Source organism: Kitasatospora sp. NPDC023176 (assembly GCF_055560495.1).
Genome location: NZ_JBVHIP010000031.1, coordinates 80633 through 99069, shown reverse-complemented (window position 1 = coordinate 99069; position 18437 = coordinate 80633). Strand labels below are relative to the sequence as shown.

18 protein-coding genes are annotated in these 18437 nt (G+C 73.8%); 17 read left to right on the top strand and 1 reads right to left on the bottom strand.

The window, feature by feature from the left end:
• The first annotated feature begins 70 nt into the window (after nucleotides 1–70).
• The 7 genes from ACZ3YL_RS32530 (at nucleotide 71) to hemL (ending at nucleotide 8941) form a co-directional block, all read left to right on the top strand.
• Nucleotides 71–820 (top strand): maleate cis-trans isomerase family protein, encoded by a 750-nt coding sequence (locus ACZ3YL_RS32530; RefSeq protein ID WP_465660849.1) that lies wholly within the window; start codon nucleotides 71–73, stop codon nucleotides 818–820.
• A complete protein-coding gene (locus tag ACZ3YL_RS32525; RefSeq protein ID WP_188308707.1) occupies nucleotides 817–2019 on the top strand; it encodes an FAD-dependent oxidoreductase in 1203 nt (400 codons plus the stop codon). The genes ACZ3YL_RS32530 and ACZ3YL_RS32525 overlap by 4 nt, the downstream gene beginning before the upstream one ends.
• Nucleotides 2020–2088: 69 nt before the next feature.
• Nucleotides 2089–2889, top strand: a complete 801-nt coding sequence (locus tag ACZ3YL_RS32520; protein WP_188308706.1) for an aspartate/glutamate racemase family protein — start codon at nucleotides 2089–2091, stop codon at nucleotides 2887–2889.
• Between the two features lie 132 nt (nucleotides 2890–3021).
• The gene (gene hemB / locus ACZ3YL_RS32515; protein ID WP_188308705.1) at nucleotides 3022–4047 is read left to right on the top strand and encodes a porphobilinogen synthase; all 1026 of its coding nucleotides are present in this window, start codon (nucleotides 3022–3024) and stop codon (nucleotides 4045–4047) included.
• Between the two features lie 118 nt (nucleotides 4048–4165).
• Nucleotides 4166–5482, top strand: coding sequence for a glutamyl-tRNA reductase (gene hemA, locus ACZ3YL_RS32510; protein ID WP_188308704.1), 1317 nt, complete (start codon nucleotides 4166–4168; stop codon nucleotides 5480–5482).
• Nucleotides 5479–7521, top strand: coding sequence for an acetate--CoA ligase family protein (locus ACZ3YL_RS32505; protein WP_188308703.1), 2043 nt, complete (start codon nucleotides 5479–5481; stop codon nucleotides 7519–7521). The genes hemA and ACZ3YL_RS32505 overlap by 4 nt, the downstream gene beginning before the upstream one ends.
• Nucleotides 7522–7612: 91 nt before the next feature.
• A complete protein-coding gene (hemL, locus tag ACZ3YL_RS32500) occupies nucleotides 7613–8941 on the top strand; it encodes a glutamate-1-semialdehyde 2,1-aminomutase (protein ID WP_188308702.1) in 1329 nt (442 codons plus the stop codon).
• Nucleotides 8942–9062: 121 nt separating this feature from the next.
• Here hemL and ACZ3YL_RS32495 read toward each other — a convergent pair whose 3' ends face one another.
• Complete coding sequence (locus ACZ3YL_RS32495) at nucleotides 9063–9485, bottom strand: organic hydroperoxide resistance protein (protein WP_188308701.1); 423 nt, start codon at nucleotides 9483–9485, stop codon at nucleotides 9063–9065.
• 201 nt (nucleotides 9486–9686) lie between these two features.
• On the opposite strand from ACZ3YL_RS32495, the gene ACZ3YL_RS32490 reads away from it, so the two are divergent.
• From ACZ3YL_RS32490 to ACZ3YL_RS32445, 10 genes are all read left to right on the top strand, one after another.
• Entirely contained in the window at nucleotides 9687–10763 is a 1077-nt protein-coding gene (locus ACZ3YL_RS32490; RefSeq protein ID WP_465660846.1) for a CaiB/BaiF CoA transferase family protein, read from the top strand.
• A 65-nt stretch (nucleotides 10764–10828) separates the two neighbouring features.
• A complete protein-coding gene (locus tag ACZ3YL_RS32485) occupies nucleotides 10829–11455 on the top strand; it encodes a 2OG-Fe(II) oxygenase (RefSeq protein ID WP_188308699.1) in 627 nt (208 codons plus the stop codon).
• A gap of 47 nt (nucleotides 11456–11502) precedes the next feature.
• Nucleotides 11503–11940 (top strand): tautomerase family protein, encoded by a 438-nt coding sequence (locus tag ACZ3YL_RS32480; RefSeq protein WP_188308698.1) that lies wholly within the window; start codon nucleotides 11503–11505, stop codon nucleotides 11938–11940.
• 219 nt (nucleotides 11941–12159) lie between these two features.
• Nucleotides 12160–13251, top strand: a complete 1092-nt coding sequence (locus tag ACZ3YL_RS32475; protein ID WP_188308697.1) for a vWA domain-containing protein — start codon at nucleotides 12160–12162, stop codon at nucleotides 13249–13251.
• Between the two features lie 198 nt (nucleotides 13252–13449).
• Nucleotides 13450–13863: a hypothetical protein gene (locus tag ACZ3YL_RS32470; protein ID WP_188308696.1), complete on the top strand. Its 414-nt coding sequence runs from the start codon at nucleotides 13450–13452 to the stop codon at nucleotides 13861–13863.
• A 258-nt stretch (nucleotides 13864–14121) separates the two neighbouring features.
• Nucleotides 14122–14250, top strand: a complete 129-nt coding sequence (locus ACZ3YL_RS32465; protein WP_262986099.1) for a hypothetical protein — start codon at nucleotides 14122–14124, stop codon at nucleotides 14248–14250.
• Between the two features lie 56 nt (nucleotides 14251–14306).
• On the top strand, nucleotides 14307–15413 hold the full coding sequence (locus tag ACZ3YL_RS32460) for a YncE family protein (RefSeq protein WP_465660843.1): 1107 nt from the start codon (nucleotides 14307–14309) through the stop codon (nucleotides 15411–15413).
• Nucleotides 15414–15528: 115 nt separating this feature from the next.
• On the top strand, nucleotides 15529–16341 hold the full coding sequence (locus ACZ3YL_RS32455; protein ID WP_188308694.1) for a maleylpyruvate isomerase family mycothiol-dependent enzyme: 813 nt from the start codon (nucleotides 15529–15531) through the stop codon (nucleotides 16339–16341).
• Nucleotides 16342–16419: 78 nt separating this feature from the next.
• Entirely contained in the window at nucleotides 16420–17019 is a 600-nt protein-coding gene (locus ACZ3YL_RS32450) for a hypothetical protein (protein WP_465660841.1), read from the top strand.
• A 247-nt stretch (nucleotides 17020–17266) separates the two neighbouring features.
• The gene (locus ACZ3YL_RS32445) at nucleotides 17267–18403 is read left to right on the top strand and encodes an eCIS core domain-containing protein (RefSeq protein ID WP_465660839.1); all 1137 of its coding nucleotides are present in this window, start codon (nucleotides 17267–17269) and stop codon (nucleotides 18401–18403) included.
• The last annotated feature ends 34 nt before the right edge of the window (nucleotides 18404–18437 follow it).

Here is an 18437-nt window from a genome sequence, read left to right as displayed (position 1 = left end):
GCGCGGACACCTCCCGCGCCAGGGCCCGAGCCCTACGGACGCATCTCCCACCGCTGAATGAGGTCCCGTCATGTCCCTGCACTCCGCCGCGCGCGTCGGCGTCATCGTCCCCTCCGGCAACGCCGCGGCCGAGCCCGAGATCGCCGAGCTGATGCGCCCCACCGCCAACGTGCACACGGCCCGGTTCCCGCAACTGCCGGGCCAGGGGCTGCGCGAGCGCCTCGACACCTACAACGAGATCCTCCCGCAGGTCCTCAGCACCTTCGGCAAGCTCGCCCTCGACGCCGCCGTGGTGGCCTGCAGCGGATCGCACTACCTGCTCGACCCCCAGGGCGACCGCCGCCTGTGCGACCAGCTCGGCGACAGCGCCGGCTACCCGGTGACCTCCTCCACCCTGGCCACCCTGGACACCTGCGCCGACCTCGGCATCACCGACCTCGTCCTGGTCTCCCCGTACGAGCCGTGGCTGACCGAACTCTCCCGCAGCTACTGGGAGCAGGCCGGCCTCAAGGTCGCCCGGGTGCTGCCGATCCAGGCGGGGGAGCGGTTCTCCCCCTACGACGTCACCACCGAGGACCTGGTCCGCCAGGTCGAGGCCGCGAACATCGCCGCCGACGCCGCCCTGCTGTTCACCGGCACCGGCATGTTCACCTTCGACGCCCTGCAGACCCTGGGCACCGGCAACGACCGCGTCCTGCTGACGTCCAACATCTGCTCCGCCCGCTGGGCGTACAAGCACACCGGTGCCCCGGCCGGCGTCACCTCGCAGCCCTGGCAGCTGAACCGCCTCGCGGTCCAGGCCGCCGGCCGCACCGCATGAGCGTCGCCCGCCGGCCCGTCGTCATCGTCGGCGCCGGCCCGGTCGGCCTCACCACCGCCCTCGTCCTGGCCCGCGCCGGCGTCCCGGTCACCGTCCTGGAACAGGGCCCCGCCCTCTCCACCGCCTCCAAGGCCTCCACCTTCCACCCCGCCACCCTCGACCTCCTGGAGGAACTCGGCGTCGCCGACGACCTCATCGCGGCCGGCCGCCGGGTGGAACACATCCAGTGGCGCGCCCTCGACCAGCGGGTCATCCACCAACTGCCCTACGCCCCCCTGGCCGGCCACACCCGCCACCCCTACCGCGTCCACGTCGAGCAGTCCCGCCTCACCCCCCTGCTCCTGGACGCCCTCACCACCCACCCCCACGCCGAGGTCCACTTCGACACCACCGTCCTGGACGTGCGCCCCCACGGCGACACGGTCCGGCTGTGGACCCAGGGCCCCGGCGGCCTGCGCCTGCCCCTGGACGCCGACCACCTGGTCGCCGCCGACGGCAGCCGCAGCCTGGTGCGCACCGCCCTCCACCTGCCCTCCGAGGCCCGCCCCTACCCCTCCTACGCCCTGCGGGTGGTCACCGACACCCCGCTGGACGCCCTCATCCCCGGCCTGGCACCCCTGGCCTACGTCCGCGACCCGGCCCAGTCCTTCAGCATCCTCGGCATGCCCGACCACTGGCGCCTGATCTTCCGGATGCCCCAGGCCACCGACCGTGACCACGCCGCCGACCCCGCCCACGTCCGCGACCTGCTGCGCCGCGCCCTGCCCGGCGTCGCCGACCAGGTCGGCGTCACCGACGCCCACACCTACCGGCTGGCCCGCTTCGTCCTGCCCGACTACCGCGCCGGCCGGGTGCTGTTCGCCGGCGACGCCGCCCACCTGACCTCCACCGCCGGCGGCATGAACATGAACTGCGGCCTGCACGACGCCGTCGCCTTCGGCCGCGCCCTCGCGGGCGTCCACGGCGGCTGGCTGCCCGACACCGCCCTGACCACCACCGCCGCCCAGCGCCGCGCCGCCGTCCTGGACGCCGTCCTGCCCCGCAGCGAGGCCCGCACCGCCGGCCTCGACGACACCAGCGCCCTGCAGCGCGCCCTGGACGACATCGGCCGCACCGCCGCCGACCCCGAGCGCACCACCGAATACCTGATCAAGGCGTCCCTGCTCGACTGCGCCCCCCGTCCGCAGCTGAGCCACTGACCCGCCGGCACCACCCGCCCGCCGTCCCCACCGTCCCCGCCGTCCTTGCGACCCCAGGAGATGAGACACGTGCGCATCTGGTTCCACAAACACACCGTCGAGGGGCGCCTGCCCCTCCTGGACACCTGGTACCGCGAGCACCTCGACGCGATCAAGGGCCCCGACACCGAGATCGACATCAAGACCCTGCCCGCCCAGACCTACCCCTCCAACACCCCCTTCGGCCTGGTCGGCCACCACGCCGCCCAGGTCCTGTTCAGCGAGCACTTCGCCCACAGCGCCGTGGCCGCCGAACGGGCCGGCTACGACGCCTGGGTGGTCGCCGCCGGCCAGGACCCGGGCCTGCGCGACGCCCGCCACCTGGCCGGCATCCCCACCCTCGGCTACGGCGAGACCGCCTTCCACCTCTCCGCCATGGCCGGCTACCGCTTCGGCCTGCTCGGCTTCATGCCGCCGCTCCAGGAGCCGATCCAGGCCAACGTGACCCGCTACGGCCTGGACTCCTCCCTCGCCAGCTACGAGGTGGTCCCCGGCGGCTGGGACGGCGTCCACCGCGCCCTGGAAGGCGACGACGACCTGTTCCTCACCACCTACACCGAGGCCGCCGAACGCGCCGCCAAGGCCGGCGCCGAGGTCATCATCCCGGCCGAGGGCATCCCCAACGAGATCCTCTGGAACCGCGGCATCCGCGAACTGCACGGCCTGCCCGTCATCGACCCGGCCGGCCTGGCCGTCAAGTTCGCCGAACTGTCCGTCACCCTCCAGCGCCTGGGCATCTTCAACCGCTCCACGGCCGGCTACTGGTTCCACCGGCCGGACCCGGAGATCACCCGCCACCTGGAGAAGGTCTTCCTCGGCGCCACCCTCTGAGACCTGCCCGCACCCCGCCCCACCCCGTCCCACCCGGAGCCCGCCCCCCACCGAGGCCCCGCCCGTACCACCCCAGCCCCGTCAAGGAACAGCCCGTCAAGCACGAGCCCCGCTAAGGAGCACCGACCCGTCATGAGCAACCACCAGTCGATCCTCGGCCCCTCCCCGTTCAGCACCCCGGCCGGCGCCCCGCTGCACCGCCCCCGCCGACTGCGCCGCACCCCCCACCTGCGCCGCCTCGCCGCCGAGACCCAGGTCAACGCCAGCAACCTGATCCAGCCGCTGTTCCTGCGCGAGGGCCTCACCGAGCCGCGCGAGATCCCCTCCATGCCGGGCGTCTTCCAGCACACCCGCGACTCCCTGCGCAAGGCCGCCACCGAGGCCGTGCGGGCCGGCGTCGGCGGCGTCATGCTCTTCGGCATCCCCGAGCACAAGGACCCCCAGGGCACCGGCGCCCTCGACCCCGAGGGCATCCTGCAGGTCGCCCTGCGCGACGTCACCGCCGAGGTCGGCGCGGACACCGTCGTCATCGGCGACATCAACCTCGACGAGTACACCACCCACGGCCACACCGGCGTCCTGGGCCCGGACGGCGACGTCGACAACGACGCCAGCGTCCAGCTCTACGCCCAGGCGGCCGTCGTCCAGGCCGAGGCCGGCGCCCAGATCGTCGCCCCCAGCGGCATGATGGACGGCCAGGTCCGCCACATCCGCGCCGCCCTGGACGCCGCCGGCCACGGCAGCGTCGCCATCCTCGGCTACTCCGCCAAGTACGCCTCCGCCTTCTACGGCCCGTTCCGCGACGCCGTCGAGTCCAGCCTGGAAGGCAACCGGCGCAGCTACCAGCAGCACCCCGGCAACATCCGCGAGTCCCTGCGCGAGGTCGCCCTCGACCTCGCCGAGGGCGCCGACATGGTGATGGTCAAGCCCGCCATGGCCTACCTGGACATCGTCCGCATGATCGCCGACCGCGTCGACGTCCCCGTCTCCGCCTACCAGGTCTCCGGCGAGTACTCCATGATCGAGGCCGCCGCCGCCAACGGCTGGCTCGACCGCGACGCGTCCGTCCTGGAGAGCCTGCTGTCCATCCACCGCGCCGGCGCCGACCAGATCATCACCTACTGGGCCACCGAGTTCGCGCCGCGCCTGGGCGCCTGAGGCCCCGCACCGAGACGACACCCGTCGGCCGCGCCCCGGCCGGCCGACGGGCCGTCACCGCCCCCGGCCGGGCCCCGCCCCGGCCGGGCCCCGTCGGACTACTGAGGTGTGAAATACCGTGCAACGACCGACTCCCGAGAGCAGCACCCTCGTCGCGGTGGGGCTCAGCCACGCCACCGCCCCCCTGGAACTGCTCGAACAGCTCTACGAGACCCCCAACCCCCTGGACGACCTCGTCAGCGAGATCAACACCCAGGGCCTGGGCAACGCCGTCGTCCTGTCCACCTGCAACCGGCTCGAGGTCTACCTCGAAGCCGCCCCCGGCGACGACCCCGCCCCCGCCCTCAGCGACCTGATCGCCCGTCACACCGGCGTCGACGCCGACGACATCGCCCCCTACCAGTACGTGCGCACCGCCGACGACGCGCTGCGCCACCTCTTCCAGGTCGCCTCCGGCCTCGACTCCGTCGTCCTGGGCGAGGACCAGATCCTCGGCCAGATCAAGGAGGCCCTCGACCGCTCCCAGCGCGCCGGCGCCACCAGCGCCAGCCTCAACAAGGCCGTCCAGGCCGCCCTGCGCACCGGCAAGCGCGCCCGCAACGAGACCGGCCTCAACGAGGCCGGCCGCTCCCTGGCCACCGCCGGCCTGGCCTTCTTCGAACGCACCGTCGGCTCCCTCGACGGCAAGACCGCCCTGGTCATCGGCGCCGGCTCGTTCGGCGGCGTCGTCCTGGCCGCCCTGCGCCGCTCCGGCCTGACCACCATCCACATGGCCAACCGCACCCCGGAGAAGGCCCAGCGCCTGGCCGAGACCGCCGACGGCCAGGGCTACCCGCTCGAGGAGATCCCCCGGCTGCTCGCCGACGTCGACGTCGTCGTCAGCTGCACCGCCGCCACCGAACCCCTGGTCACCCACGACCAGGTCGCCCACGCGATGACCCAGCGCGCCGGACGCGAGCTCTACCTGCTCGACCTCGCCCTGCCGCGCAACATCGACCCCCGGGCCGGCGAGGTGCCCGGCACCGTCCTGGTCGACCTCCAGCGCATCGCCCGCGACGGCGGAGACGACGAACTGTCCGTCTCCAGCGTCCAGGAGGCCCACCGCATCGTCGACGCCGAGGTCGACACCTTCAAGGCCGCCCAGCGCGCCGCCCGCGCCACCCCGATCCTCGCCGCCCTGCGCACCAGCGCCGCCGAGGCCACTACCGCCGAACTCGACCGGCTGGCCCGCCGCCTGGACGCCCTGGACGAAGAGGCCCGAGAGGCCGTCGCCCAGAGCATCCGCCGCATCGTCGACAAGATGCTCCACCAGCCCACCGTCCGCGCCCGCGAACTGGCCGCCGCCCCCGACGGCGACGTCTACGTCCAGGCCCTGCACGCCCTGTTCACCCCCGAAACCCGCGCCCCCGCAGGCGCCCAGGAGGCTTTGGTATGAGCGCGATATCAGCGCTGTGGAACGCCGACTCGATCGCCGTCATCGGCGCCACCGAACGCAAGGGCGCCCTGGGCCGCAAGCCCATGGACTACCTCCTGCGCTACGGCTACCAGGGCCGCATCCTGCCCATCAACCCCCGCGGCGGCGAGATCCTCGGCGTGCCCGCCTACCCGAGCCTGCGTGAGGTGCCCGGCACCGTCGACCTGGCCCTGATCATGGTCTCCGCCGACCGCGTCGCCGGCGCCGTCGACGACTGCGTGGCCGCCGGCGTCCCGCTGGCCGTCATCGCCTCCTCCGGCTTCGCCGAGACCGGCCCCGAGGGCGCCGCCCTCCAGGAGCGGATCGTCGCCACCGCCCGGGCCGGCGGACTGCGCCTGATCGGCCCCAACTGCATCGGCGCCGTCAGCTACAACACCCGTGTCCTGGCCACCTTCAGCCCCCTGTTCGGCGCCGACGACGTCCCCTTCGAGCCCGGCACCCTCGGCTTCGTCAGCCAGAGCGGCGCCCTGGGCTTCGGCGCCGCCAGCCTCGCCCTCCAGCGCGGACTGCGCCCCGGCTGGGTGGTCAGCACCGGCAACGACGCCGACGTCACCGCCCTGGAGGTGCTGCGCGAACTCGCCGACGAGCCCGCGTGCACCGGCCTGGTCGGCTACCTCGAGGACATCCCCGACATCGCCACCCTGAAGGCCCTCAGCGCCTCCGGCAAGCCCGTCGCCCTCCTCAAGTCCGGCCGCACCGAGGCCGGCAGCCGCGCTGCCGCCTCCCACACCGGCGCCCTGTCCACCGACGACCGCGTCCTGGACGCCGCGCTCAAGCAGCTCGGCATCGCCCGCGTCGACGACATCGACGAACTCCTCGACACCGCCCAGGCGTTCGAGTTCCCGCTGCGCCCCAAGGGCCCGAAGGTCGCGGTGGTCACCACCTCCGGCGGCTCGGGCATCCTGGCCGCCGACGCCATCGACGCCGGCCTGGAGCTCAGCCGCCTCTCCCCGGAGAGCACCGCCGCGCTGGCCGAGATCGTCCCGGCGTTCGGCTCGGTCGACAACCCGGTCGACATCACCGCCACCGTGCTCAGCGACCCGACGCTGTTCGACCGCTCGCTGGACGTGCTGATCGCCGACGACGAGGTCGACATCATCCTGGCCTGCTTCTGCGTCATGGCCGGCCCCGACGTCGAGAAGGCCGTCACCGCGCTGTCCAAGGCCGCCCGCAAGGGCGGCAAGCCGGTGTTCGTGGCCCGCACCGCCGCCGACTTCCTGGCCCCCGACGCGGCGCAGCAGATGCGCGCCGCCCAGCTGCCCGACTTCCCCACCCCGGCCCGGGCGCTGCGCGCGGCCGCCAACCTGTGGCAGGTCAGCCGCCCGCGGGCCGAGGCCCAGGCCCCGGCCGCGGCCACCGCGGCCCCCGCCGAGGGCGCGAGCGAGCCGCAGCTCAAGCAGCTGCTCGCCCAGGCCGGCATCGCGGTGCCGCGCGGACGCACCGTCACCACCGCCGAGGAGGCCGTCGAGGCGGTGCGCGAGGTCGGCGGCCGGGCCGTGGCCAAGGCCGTCGTCCCGGGCCTGCTGCACAAGAGCGAGGCCGGCGGCGTGAAGGTCGGCGTCACCACCGAGCAGGCCGCGCAGGCCTTCCAGGACCTCGCCGCGCTGGGCGGGGACGTGCTGGTCGAGGAACTCGTCGCCGAGGGCGTGGAGTTGCTGGTCGGCGCGCGCAGCACCCCGCTGGGCACCGTGCTGACCGTGGGCCTGGGTGGCATCTTCGCCGAGATCCTCGACGACGTCAGCCACCGCCTGCTGCCGCTCGCCCCGGGCGAGGCGGCGCGGATGCTGGCCGAACTGCGCGGCGCCCCGCTGCTGGACGGCGCCCGCGGCACCGAGCCGGCCGACAAGGACGCCATGGCCGAGCTGCTGCAGAGCGTCGCCGACCTGGTCGCCGCCTGGCCGGACGGCTTCGAGCTGGACCTCAACCCGGTGCGCGTCCTGCCCAAGGGCGCCGTCGTCCTGGACGCCGCCTACACCGTCACCGCGCCCGCCCAGGACTGACCCCCTCCCCGGCGCGGTGGGGCCGCCGCCCCCAGGCCCCACCGCGCCCCCCTTCCCGACCCACCCATCACCCCTTCCGAAAGGCACCACGATGACCACGACGTCCCGGACCATCGGCCCGGCCGGCGCCACCCAGCACTCCCAGACCCTGTTCGACCGTGCCAACACGGTGACCCCCGGCGGCGTCAACTCCCCGGTGCGGGCCTTCGGATCGGTGGGCGGCAACCCGGTGTTCATGGCCTCCGCCGACGGCCCCTACCTCACCGACGTCGACGGCAACGAGTACGTCGACCTGATCTGCTCCTGGGGCCCGATGATCCTGGGCCACCGCCACCCCGCCGTCCTGGAGGCCGTCCAGGAGGCCCTGGCCCACGGCACCTCCTTCGGCACCGCCACCGAGGGCGAGATCGCCCTCGCCGAGGAGATCACCCGCCGGGTCGCGCCGGTCCAGAGCGTGCGCCTGGTCACCTCCGGCACCGAGGCGACCATGTCCGCCATCCGGCTGGCCCGCGGCTTCACCGGCCGCTCCAAGATCGTCAAGTTCGCCGGCTGCTACCACGGCCACGTCGACGCCCTGCTGGTGGCCGCCGGCTCCGGCCTGGCCACCCTCGGCCTGCCCGACACCCCCGGCGTCACCGGCGCCCAGGCCGGCGACACCATCGTCCTGCCCTACAACGACCTGGCCGCCGTCGAGAAGCTCTTCGCCGAGCGGGGCCAGGAGATCGCCTGCGTCATTACCGAGGCAGCCCCCGGCAACATGGGCGCCGTGCCGCCGCTGCCGGGCTTCAACGCCGGCCTGAAGGACCTGTGCCACCGCCACGGCGCCCTCTACATCTCCGACGAGGTGATGACCGGCTTCCGCGCCAGCCGGGCCGGCTGGTACGGCCGCGACAACGTCGCCCCGGACCTGCTGACCTTCGGCAAGGTCATGGGCGGCGGCTTCCCGGCCGCGGCCTTCGGCGGCCGCGCCGACGTGATGGCCCAACTCGCCCCCCAGGGCCCGGTCTACCAGGCCGGCACGCTGGCCGGGAACCCGGTCGCCACCGCCGCGGGCCTGGCGACCCTGCGCAACTGCACCGACGAGGTCTACGCCCGGCTGAACCACGTCTCCGAGACCATCGGCGCCGCGGTCTCCGCCGCCCTGGACACCGAGGGCGTGGCCCACCGGCTCCAGTACTCCGGCACCATGTTCTCGGTCTTCTTCGCCGACCAGCCGGTCACCGACTACGACCAGGTCAAGGCCAGCCAGGCGTACCGCTACCGGGCCTTCTTCCACGAGATGCTGCGCCGGGGCGTCTACCTGCCGCCGTCGCCGTTCGAGGCCTGGTTCGTCTCCGCCTCGCACGACGACCGGGCGATCGAGCGGGTGGTCGAGGCGCTGCCCTACGCGGCCCGGGCCGCGGCGGCCGCCACGGCCTGAGCCGCGGCCTGAGGTTCGCCTGAGCCGCCGCCTGAGCCGCCGCCCGGGCCTTCGCCGACTGAGCCGGCGCAGGCCGGGCCGGCGGCCGGGCGAGGGTCCTCGGACTCCCGCCCGGCGCGCCTCAGGCCCCGGGGGCCAGGGCGATCTCCACCCGCACGTTCCCGCTGATCGCCCGCGAGTACGGGCACCGGGCGTGGGCCTGGTCCAGCAACCGCCGGGCGGCGTCCGGCTCCACGCCGGGCAGCGCCACCCGCAGCTGGACGCCGATCCGGTACCCCGACTCGTCCCGCTCCAGGTCCACCAGGGCGGTCACCGTGTCACCGTCCAGCCGCACCCGGGCCTCGCGCGCGGCCATCCGCATGGCGCTGTGGAAGCACGCCGAGTAGCCGGCCGCGAACAGCTGCTCCGGGTTGGTGGCGGTCCCCGGACCGCCGACCTCCTTCGGCGCGGCGAGCGCGAGGTCCACGATCCCGTCCGACGAGCGGACGGTGCCGTTGCGACCGTCTCCGGACGACGTCACCTCGGCGGTGTAAATGACAGCCATCACCCAACTCCCTTTCAAATCGGCGTAAATCTCCGGCGGAAAGCCTCGATGACCATAGGCCCGCCGGAAAAGCACCAGGAATACGGAAACCCGAATACGGGCGCCGAAATACCGGCGCCGGACAGGGGCCTCGAAGTGGGGCGCCGACATACCAAGGTCCGTGACGACCGCCCGCAGCCGTACCAGAAGGAGAAAACCACCGTGGGACCCTTGGCCGGAATCCGCGTCATCGAACTCGCCAGCACCGCCCCGTGCGCCTTCGCCGCCACCCTGCTCGCCGACCTGGGCGCGGACGTCGTGCGCATCGAGCGCCCGGCCCGCCCCGGCGCCGCACCCGCGCCCGACAGCGACCCGCTGGGCCGCAGCCGCCGCTCCCTGACCGCCGACCTCAAGGACCCGGCCGACCTCGCCACCGTGCGCGCCCTGGCCGCCAGCGCCGACGTCCTGCTGGAGGGCTTCCGCCCCGGCGTCTGCGAACGCCTGGGCCTGGACCCGCAGGGCCTGCTCGCCGACAACCCCCGCCTGGTCATCGGCCGGATCTCCGGCTGGGGGCAGATCGGCCCCTGGGCGCAGCGCCCCGCCCACGACATCGCGCTGCTGGCCGCCTCCGGCGCCCTGGACGCCGACCGCGCCGAGGGGGCGGCGCCCGCCCCGCCGTCCACCTACCTGTCCAGCTTCGCCGGCGGGGGCATGCTCCAGGCCCTGGGCGTGCTGGCGGCGCTGCACGAGCGGGCCGGTTCCGGGCGCGGCCAGGTCGTCGACGCGGCCATGCTGGACGGCGCCGCCGTGCTGGACGTGATGATCCGCCAGTGGCGCCAGGTGCCCGGCCACGTAACCGTCACCGACGCCCCGCACTACACCACCTACCGCTGCCAGGACGGCCAGTACCTGGCGGTCGGCGCCATCGAGGACCGCTACTACGCCGTCCTGCTGGAGCAGCTCGGCCTGGAGGACACCCTGGACCGCCAGGACCAGGCCAACTGGCCGGCCCTGCGCGAGCGCATCGGCGAGCGCTTCGCCACCCGCCCGCGCCACTGGTGGACCAAGGTCTTCGAGGAGCACGAGGCCTGCGTGGTGCCCGTGCTCACCCCCCAGGAGGCCGCCGAACAGCCGGCCCTGCGCGAGCGCGGCACCTACGCGTCCGTCGGCACGGGCCACCAGCCCGCTCCCGCACCGCGGTTCAGCCGCACCCCCGCCCCCGCCCCCCGGCCGGCGCCGCAGCCCGGCGAGCACACCGCCGCCGTCCTGCGCGACTGGGCCCCCACCCCGAGCGCCTGACGCCCGCACCCCCTGACGCCCGCACCCCCCTGACCTCGCCGCCCGCGGCCCCCACGGAGGACCCCATGCTGAACACCGCCCCCGCCTTCCACCGCCCCGACCCCGCGATCGGGGCCCACCTCACCGAGCAGCTGCTCACCGCGCAGTCCGTCCGCGAGCTCAACGACACCTTCCCCGCCGACGACCGGTTCCAGAAGGTCGTCGTCGCCACCGAGGTCAAGCGCTTCCAGCTCGGCTCGCTCTGGCTGCACCGCGACGGCGCCCACCTGCCCGCCCTCAAGGAACTGGACCCGGCCTGGACCCGCCTGCTCGACCAGCTCGCCGGCCCGGCGTTCCTGGCCCGGCTGAGCACCGAGGTCGACATGGACCTCGCCGCCCTGCCGCGCGACATCGGCCTGTTCACCCACGCCGAGGGCGAGTTCATCTCCCCGCACCACGACGAGCCGGAGAAGGCCCTCACCGTGGTGCTCTACTTCAACGAGGACTGGCCCGCCGACGGCGGCGGCCACTTCGAGGTCCGCGCCTCCCACCACGGCGGCCGCCCGCCGGTGCGCTCGCTGCCGCCCACGGCCGGCTCCCTGATCGCCTTCGACTCCTCGGTGTGGCACGCCACCTCCACCGTCACCGCCCCGCGCACGCTGCGGGCGGCCGTCCTGGAGTTCTGGCGGGTGCGCCCCCGCCGCGCCGAGTGACCCTCCCCTCCCGCCCCCTCCACCCCGCAGAAGAATCGAGAACCCCCGTGCCCCTGGTCGACATCACCGCCCCCGCCGGCTCCATCGCCCCGGACCGCCTGGAAGGCCTCCAGCAGCAGGTCGCCGACACGGTGCTCCAGTGGATGGAACTGCCGCTGACGGACTTCTTCCGCTCCGCCACCTGGGTCTACGTCCACGAGGCGCCCGAGAAGACCTCGGCCACCGGCGCCGCCGCGACCGCCCCGGGCTTCATCGTCAAGGTCACCGCCCTGGAGGACTTCCTGACCCCCGAGCGCACCGAGCAGCTCTCCGTCGAACTCACCCGCCTCATCCAGTCGACGGCCACCCCGGCCACCGAGGCCGAGTCCACGGTCTGGGTGATCGTCCACGAGATCCCCGAGGGCAACTGGAGCGTCAACGGCAACCTCACCCGCCGCGCCAAGATCGACGAACTCATCGCCCAGAGCGCCCCCGCGGCCTCCTGACCCGCCTCCTGACCCACCCCCGCGACACCGCCCCCGCCGGCCCCCGGGCGGGGGCGGTGCCGTGCGCGCCGCCGGTGCGCGGCATCGGCCCCGACGGATTGTCAGTGCCCGCCCCTAGAGTGGAAACCACGCTGCAGGGAACGCCGAAAGGCCCCGCGGAATACACCGCGAAAGCAGCGTGGAACCACCGCGAAAAGACGCCGGATAAAGGGGAGAGCCATGTCCACGAACAGGATCAAGCACAAGGTCAACCACGTCTCTCTCGTGGTCGACAAGTCCGGCTCGATGCGCCAGCACCAGACCCAACTCATCCGCGTCGTCGACGAATTCGTCAAGGGCCTGCAGGAGGAATCCGACCGCCTCGGCCACGAGACCCGCATCAGCCTCTACGCCTTCGACCACGAGGTGCAGAACCTGGTCTGGGACATGGACGTCAAGCACCTGCCCTCCCTGCGCGGCCTCTACCAGGTCGACAACGGCGCCACCGCCCTGATCGAGGCCGGCGTGAAGTCCCTCGACGACCTCAAGAACATCTGGGAGGGCTACGGCGAGCACTCCTTCCTCCAGGTCGTCGTCACCGACGGCGAGGAGAACGCCTCCGGCTGCTCCCAGAGCGGCCAGATGCACACCCGCATGGGCGCCGGAAAGGGCACCACCGTCCTGCGCACCTGGATCGAGCGCATCCAGGGCGCCATGGACAACCTCCCCGACCACTGGACCTCGGCGATCCTGGTCCCCAACTCCCTGGCCAAGCGCACCGCCCAGGAGTACGGCTTCCCGGCCGGCAACATCGCGATCTGGGACGCCGACTCCAGCCAGGGCGTCGAGGAGGCCATCGGCACCGTCAAGTCCGCCGCCACCAGCTTCCTGCGCGGACGCGAACACGGCGTACGCGGCACCAAGAACCTCTTCGCCATGGGCCAGGACCTCAACACCGCCGACGTCAAGGCCGAGCTCGACGCCCTGGACGCCGGCAAGTACATCCTGATCCCGGTCGACGAGCAGAGCCCCATCCGCGACTTCGTCACCAGCGCCGGCCACCCCTACAAGACCGGCTGCGCCTTCTACGAGCTCTCCAAGCGCGAGAAGATCCAGGGCAACAAGCAACTCGCCGTCGCCGAGAAGGACCCGGCCACCGGCCGGATGACCGGCCGCGTCTTCTCCGGCCCCGCCGCCCGCCGCCTCCTCGGCCTGCCCGCCGCCGAGGCCGCCGTCAAGCCCGGAGAGAACCCCTCTTACACCGTCTTCGTCCAGTCCACCTCCGTCAACCGCAAGCTCGTCCCGGGCACCAAGCTCCTCGTCCTCCTCTGACCCGCCGCCGCGCCGCCGCCCCGCCGGCCGGGCCCGGACACCCGAACTCCCGCGAGCCGCGCGACTGTTACAGGACAGTGACGTTCCGCACACAACCGGTGCCGCCGGGTGAATCGTCCTCATGAAAGACAGCACCCGAACCGCACCGACCGTGCCAACGGGCGAAACGACCACCTCCCCCCTGAAAGGGGTGCACCCGTGATCGTCTCCAAGCGGAACTCCCTGCGCCTGGCCGCCGTCGCCACCCTCAGCGCGCTGCTCATCGGAACGGCCGGCACCGCCATGGCCGCCGCCCCCGCCACCCCGGCCGCCGCCCCGGTGGCCGCCGCCACCACCACCGCCGCCTCCATCGCCGCCAAGCCCTCGGCCACCTCCGTCCCGGCCTGGCAGCTGTTCCGCGTCACCGGCACCACCACCGGTCTCACCGCCGGCACCACGGTGACCCTCCAGCAGAAGCAGCACGGCACGTGGGTCACCCTGCCCGCCTCCGTGCACACCACCCGCACCGGCTCCTACTCCCTCGGCGTCAAGCTCGGGATCAAGGGCCTCAACGAACTGCGCATCATCGGCGGCGGCGCCGCGTCGCCCGTCTTCACCGTGACCGTGCACTGACCCACGGCCCCACCCCGGCAGCCCGTCCCGTCCCCACGGCGACGGGCTGTCGCACGCCCAGCCCCGCCCACCGCTGAACCCCCGCCACCCGTCGAGCCGCTGACGCCCTGAACCCTCCGGAGAAGGGTGCGGGCGGATCGTCACCGTACGTAGCGCCCGGTGGTCACCGGACGGCTGCCCGGACGCCGGTCGGATCTTCAGACGTATCGGCTAGCCTGCCCCCCGGCACCGCGAGGCGCGGTGGGGGAGGGGAAGTTGATGTCCGGTATTCGTTCGGGGGCGACGCGTCGTTCCGCCGCCGCACCCGCGGTCGCGGTGCTCCCGTCGGCGCTGCTGCCGGCGCCGGCGGACGGGGCCGCCACCAGCCCGCAGACCATCCGGCACTGACGGCGCCCGGCCCGCGCCGCGCCACCACATTCACGCGCTCCACGAGGGGGAAACCGATGACCCGCACCACCACCCGCACCACCACCGGCCGCACCGCCGCGACGCTCGCCGCCGCCGCGGCGGCCCTGCTCGCCCTGACCGGCACCGCCGCCGCGGCCGACACCCCGCTGTCCGGCAACGAGGCGACCGTCACGGTCGGCGCCCGCAACGCCGCACCCGTGGTCAGCCCCGACGGCGCCAAGGCCTACGTCGCGGTGACCGAGGCCGACAACACCTCCACGGTGAAGGCGGTCGACACCCAGTCCGGCGCCGTCACCGCACGGCTGGCCCTCGGCACCCTCCAGTGGAGCGCCCACCCGGCGCTCAGCGCGGACGGCTCCCGCCTGTACGTGCTCGACGGCCAGCGCCTCAGCGTGGTGGACACCGCCACGCTGACCCTGCTCGCCACCGTCACCCTGCCCGACCAGCCCCGCCCGGCCGGCTGGGCCGCGGGCTCGACCTCCGGACTGGCCTTCAGCCCCGACGGATCCACCCTCTACGTCTCCCAGAGCGGGCCCACCGCCTACCGGCAGAACGGCCAGAGCCGGATCCTGGCCTTCGCCACCGCACAGCAGGCGTTCACCACCACGGTCCAGATCCCCGCCCCCTACGTCGGCGCCCCCGCGGCCCGCCCGGGCACCGGCGACGTCTACGTCGGCACCAGCCAGGGCGTGGTGCACGTGAGCGCGGCCGCCACCACGCCCACCGTGGCCGCCACCGTCCAGGGCACCGCCACCAACCTGGACTACGACCTGGCGTTCACCCCCGACGGCAAGCGCCTGTTCGGCCTCGCCGAACTCGGCACCGGCGCGAGCACCCTCATCGACCCGGCCACCGACGCCGTGACCACCACCTTCCACCCCGCCGGCAGCGGCGACGCACTGGAGAACCCGCAGGTCAGCGCGGACGGCACCCGGCTCTACCTCACCGACAGCAACTACGGCACGAGCACCGCCTCGGTGCTCGCCCTCGACACCGCCACCGGCGCCCCCGTCCCCGCCGAGAGCGCCGGCGACCTCGACGAGGACAGCCTCACCGGCCTGGCCCTGGGCCCCGACGGCCACACCTTCTACGTGGGCGGCACCGTCGGACGGAACGCCAACCTGCAGATCATCGCCCACTGACCGGCCACGAACCGGCCCCCGCCCGCCCACGCGGGCGGGGGCCGGCCCGTCACGCCGCTCAGGGCCGCGCCGCAACGCTGGACAGCCACACCGGAGTCGGTCACTCTTCTCCACCATGGACCTCCCGCCGCCCCGGCCCGCCGCCGCACGCACCGCACTCCTCCAAGCGGTGACCGCGGTCGGCGACGAGGCCCCCGCCCTGCTCGCCGGCTGCCACGGCGAGACCCCCGTCCCCGGATCCGAGTGGACCGTCGCCGAAGCCGCCGCCCACCTCGCGATGGCCAACGAGCTGATGGCCGCCCTGGCCGCCGGCGAGCAACGCCCGTACGGGGACGGCACCCCCGCCTCGCTGGCCGCCGCGAACGCCGCCGCACTGGCCCGGCGCCCCGAACGGGACCCGGCCGTCCTCGCCGAGCAGATCGCCCGGTGGGCGAGGGAGTTCACGGCCGCCGCCGCCCCGCGCAGCGGCACCGAACCGGTGCGGACCCCGCTCGGCCCGATGGACCTGGACACCCTCGGCTCCTACCTGCTGACCCACATGCTGGCCCACCTCTACGACGTCGCCCGCGCCCTCGGCCGGCCGCACCCGCTCGACCGGCCGCGCGTCGCGCTGACGATGCCGTTCCTGCGCACGGCCATGCCGTGGGTGGTCGACGCACGCGCCGCGGCCGGCCACCACGCCTGCTACCGGCTGCGGGTGCGCGGCCTGGAGGGATTCGCGGTGACCTTCACGGACGGCGCCGCCGAGGTGAGCCAGGAGCCGCCGCGCCGCCCCGACTGCACGATCCTCACCGAGCCGGTGGCGTTCTTCCTCATCGCGCTGGGCCGCTCCAGCGCCACCGACGCGCTCCTGCGGGGCAAGGTGCTCGCCTGGGGCCGCCGGCCCTGGCTGGCCCCGGCCTTCCCCCGGCTGTTCACCGCCCCCTGACGCGGACCCGCCCGGCCCCGGTGGTGCCGTAGCATCCGGACGGCACAGCGCACACCTGTTCACGGGGGAGTACCACAGTTGTCCAAGAGAGCGACGGCCGTGCCGTCCGGGGCTGCCGCACGGGTGGCCCGCGCGTCCGCGCTGATGGTGGCGGGCGCCCTGGTGCTCGGCTCCTGCTCGCTGGTGGGGTCGGCGGGCGGGGGACCGGGAAAGGTGGACGAGCCCACACAGGTCGAGTCCCGGGCGGAGGCGCTGACCCGGGCGGAACGGGTCCAGGACCACGTGCGTGCGCTGACGGGCCTCGAGCGGGATCCGTGGATCAAGCTCGTCGGCTACTACAGGTGCCCGGGCCGGGGGACGGGAATAGCCGATGAGCGCGAGGCGTACCAACTCAGCTCGGCGATTCAGCTGAAGACCACGGACGACCAGCGCCCCGAGGTGCTCCGGGCACTGCGGGAGAAGCTCGCGGGCGAGGGCTTCACGATCACCTCGAACGGTCCGGCCGGCCCGGCTGGCGCGCCGACCGGGGACTTCGACGCCGTCCACGAGCCCGACCGCTACACCGTCTCCCTGGCCGGCGGCACGAAGCCCGGCCAGGGCGTGGGCGTCATCGTCACCCTGCCCTGTCAGGCCCCGCCCACCGGCGCGGCCTCTCCCGCTCCGACGGCCACCACCTGAGGCTTCGGCGAGCGGCACGGCGGCCGGAAGACCCGTGACCATGGTGGTCCCTCGTCCCGCCGCAGGTCACATCGGGCGGCGGTCGCCGCACCGGTGGGCCGGCCGCTCGGCGCATGACGACCGCCGGGTTCCCCCGAGGTTGCCCCCGACACTGTCCCTCGGGTCCTTGCGCGCGCCACGGAACCTGCCATAGACCGGCATGGACAGACAGAGACTGCGGCTTGAACCGCCTGTCCAGGAGGTGGATGTGCACGCGCATGACCAGAAGACGCGGAGCGAGTCCGGGCGCCGTGACCGCAGCCGGCCGACCGCGCAGCGGCAGTCCGCACCGCCGGATCCCCGCTCGATCAGCGCGCTGCAGCGCACCATAGGCAACGCGGCCGTCGCCCAACTGATCAGGCAGCAGCGGGAGTCGGAAGAAGCGCCGGTACAGCGTTCGACGGTCCCCCAGGTGCTGCGGTCCCCGGGCCGTCCGCTGGCCGACAGCGTGCGGACGGAGATGGAGGCCCGACTGGGCGCCGACTTCAGCAGCGTGCGGGTCCACGACGACCCCGTCGCGGCCCGCTCGGCGGCCGAGATCAGCGCCCGCGCCTACACCTCCGGCGAGCACGTCGTGCTCGGCCAGGGCGGCACCGACAAGCACACGCTGGCCCACGAGCTGACCCATGTCATCCAGCAGCGATCGGGCCCGGTGGCCGGCACCGACCACGGGAACGGACTGTCCGTCAGCGACCCCGGCGACCGTTTCGAACGCGCCGCCGAGGCGAACGCCGTCCGGGCGCTGAGCGGGCCCGTGCCCGAGGCCGTCCAACGGGTCGCCGAGCCGGCCCCGTCCGCGGACCAGGAGCTGGCGGTGCAGCGGGCGTTCACCGGCAGCCCGTACGTCACCTACGGCGGGGTGAACGGAAACGGCGTCGGCACCACGATGCACGCCGAACTCTGGCCCGGGCAGCTCGGCAAGGGCTCCGCACCCAAGGAACAGCCGTCCTGGTGGCCCAAGACCGGCGCGACCGGCCTCTGGTTCCAGAACTTCATGGTGCAGGGGCACCTGCTCAACCACAACGTCGGCGGCCCCGGCGTCATGAAGAACATGACGCCGATCACCGGGTCGGCGAACTCCTCGCACCACTCCAAGGTCGAGAAGACCGTCAAGGACGAGGTGCTGACGAAGGGCAACGTGGTCGAGTACTACGTGGAGGCCGACTACAGCACCCACCCCGACGCGCAGGACTTCCAGACGGGCGACGCCAACCTGGACGCCGACATCGACGCCAACTACGCCGCCAAACTCGCCGGCAAGCTCCACGCCGAGTACACGGTCTACGACACCGCCGGCAACGAACTGAAGGGCGACGCGTGGGAGATCGAGAACAACCGGCTGTAGCACCGACCGCACCCGCTGGCGCCGCCGAAGGCGC

What these genes read in the sequence shown, in the direction of transcription:
- ACZ3YL_RS32465 (WP_262986099.1), top strand. Translation starts at nt 14,122, where the DNA reads ATGTCCGGTATTCGTTCGGGGGCGACGCGTCGTTCCGCCGCCGCACCC.
- ACZ3YL_RS32495 (WP_188308701.1), bottom strand. Translation starts at nt 9,485, where the DNA reads ATGGCTGTCATTTACACCGCCGAGGTGACGTCGTCCGGAGACGGTCGC.
- ACZ3YL_RS32455 (WP_188308694.1), top strand. Translation starts at nt 15,529, where the DNA reads ATGGACCTCCCGCCGCCCCGGCCCGCCGCCGCACGCACCGCACTCCTC.
- ACZ3YL_RS32460 (WP_465660843.1), top strand. Translation starts at nt 14,307, where the DNA reads ATGACCCGCACCACCACCCGCACCACCACCGGCCGCACCGCCGCGACG.
- ACZ3YL_RS32530 (WP_465660849.1), top strand. Translation starts at nt 71, where the DNA reads ATGTCCCTGCACTCCGCCGCGCGCGTCGGCGTCATCGTCCCCTCCGGC.
- ACZ3YL_RS32525 (WP_188308707.1), top strand. Translation starts at nt 817, where the DNA reads ATGAGCGTCGCCCGCCGGCCCGTCGTCATCGTCGGCGCCGGCCCGGTC.
- ACZ3YL_RS32485 (WP_188308699.1), top strand. Translation starts at nt 10,829, where the DNA reads ATGCTGAACACCGCCCCCGCCTTCCACCGCCCCGACCCCGCGATCGGG.
- ACZ3YL_RS32505 (WP_188308703.1), top strand. Translation starts at nt 5,479, where the DNA reads ATGAGCGCGATATCAGCGCTGTGGAACGCCGACTCGATCGCCGTCATC.
- ACZ3YL_RS32475 (WP_188308697.1), top strand. Translation starts at nt 12,160, where the DNA reads ATGTCCACGAACAGGATCAAGCACAAGGTCAACCACGTCTCTCTCGTG.
- hemL (WP_188308702.1), top strand. Translation starts at nt 7,613, where the DNA reads ATGACCACGACGTCCCGGACCATCGGCCCGGCCGGCGCCACCCAGCAC.
- hemB (WP_188308705.1), top strand. Translation starts at nt 3,022, where the DNA reads ATGAGCAACCACCAGTCGATCCTCGGCCCCTCCCCGTTCAGCACCCCG.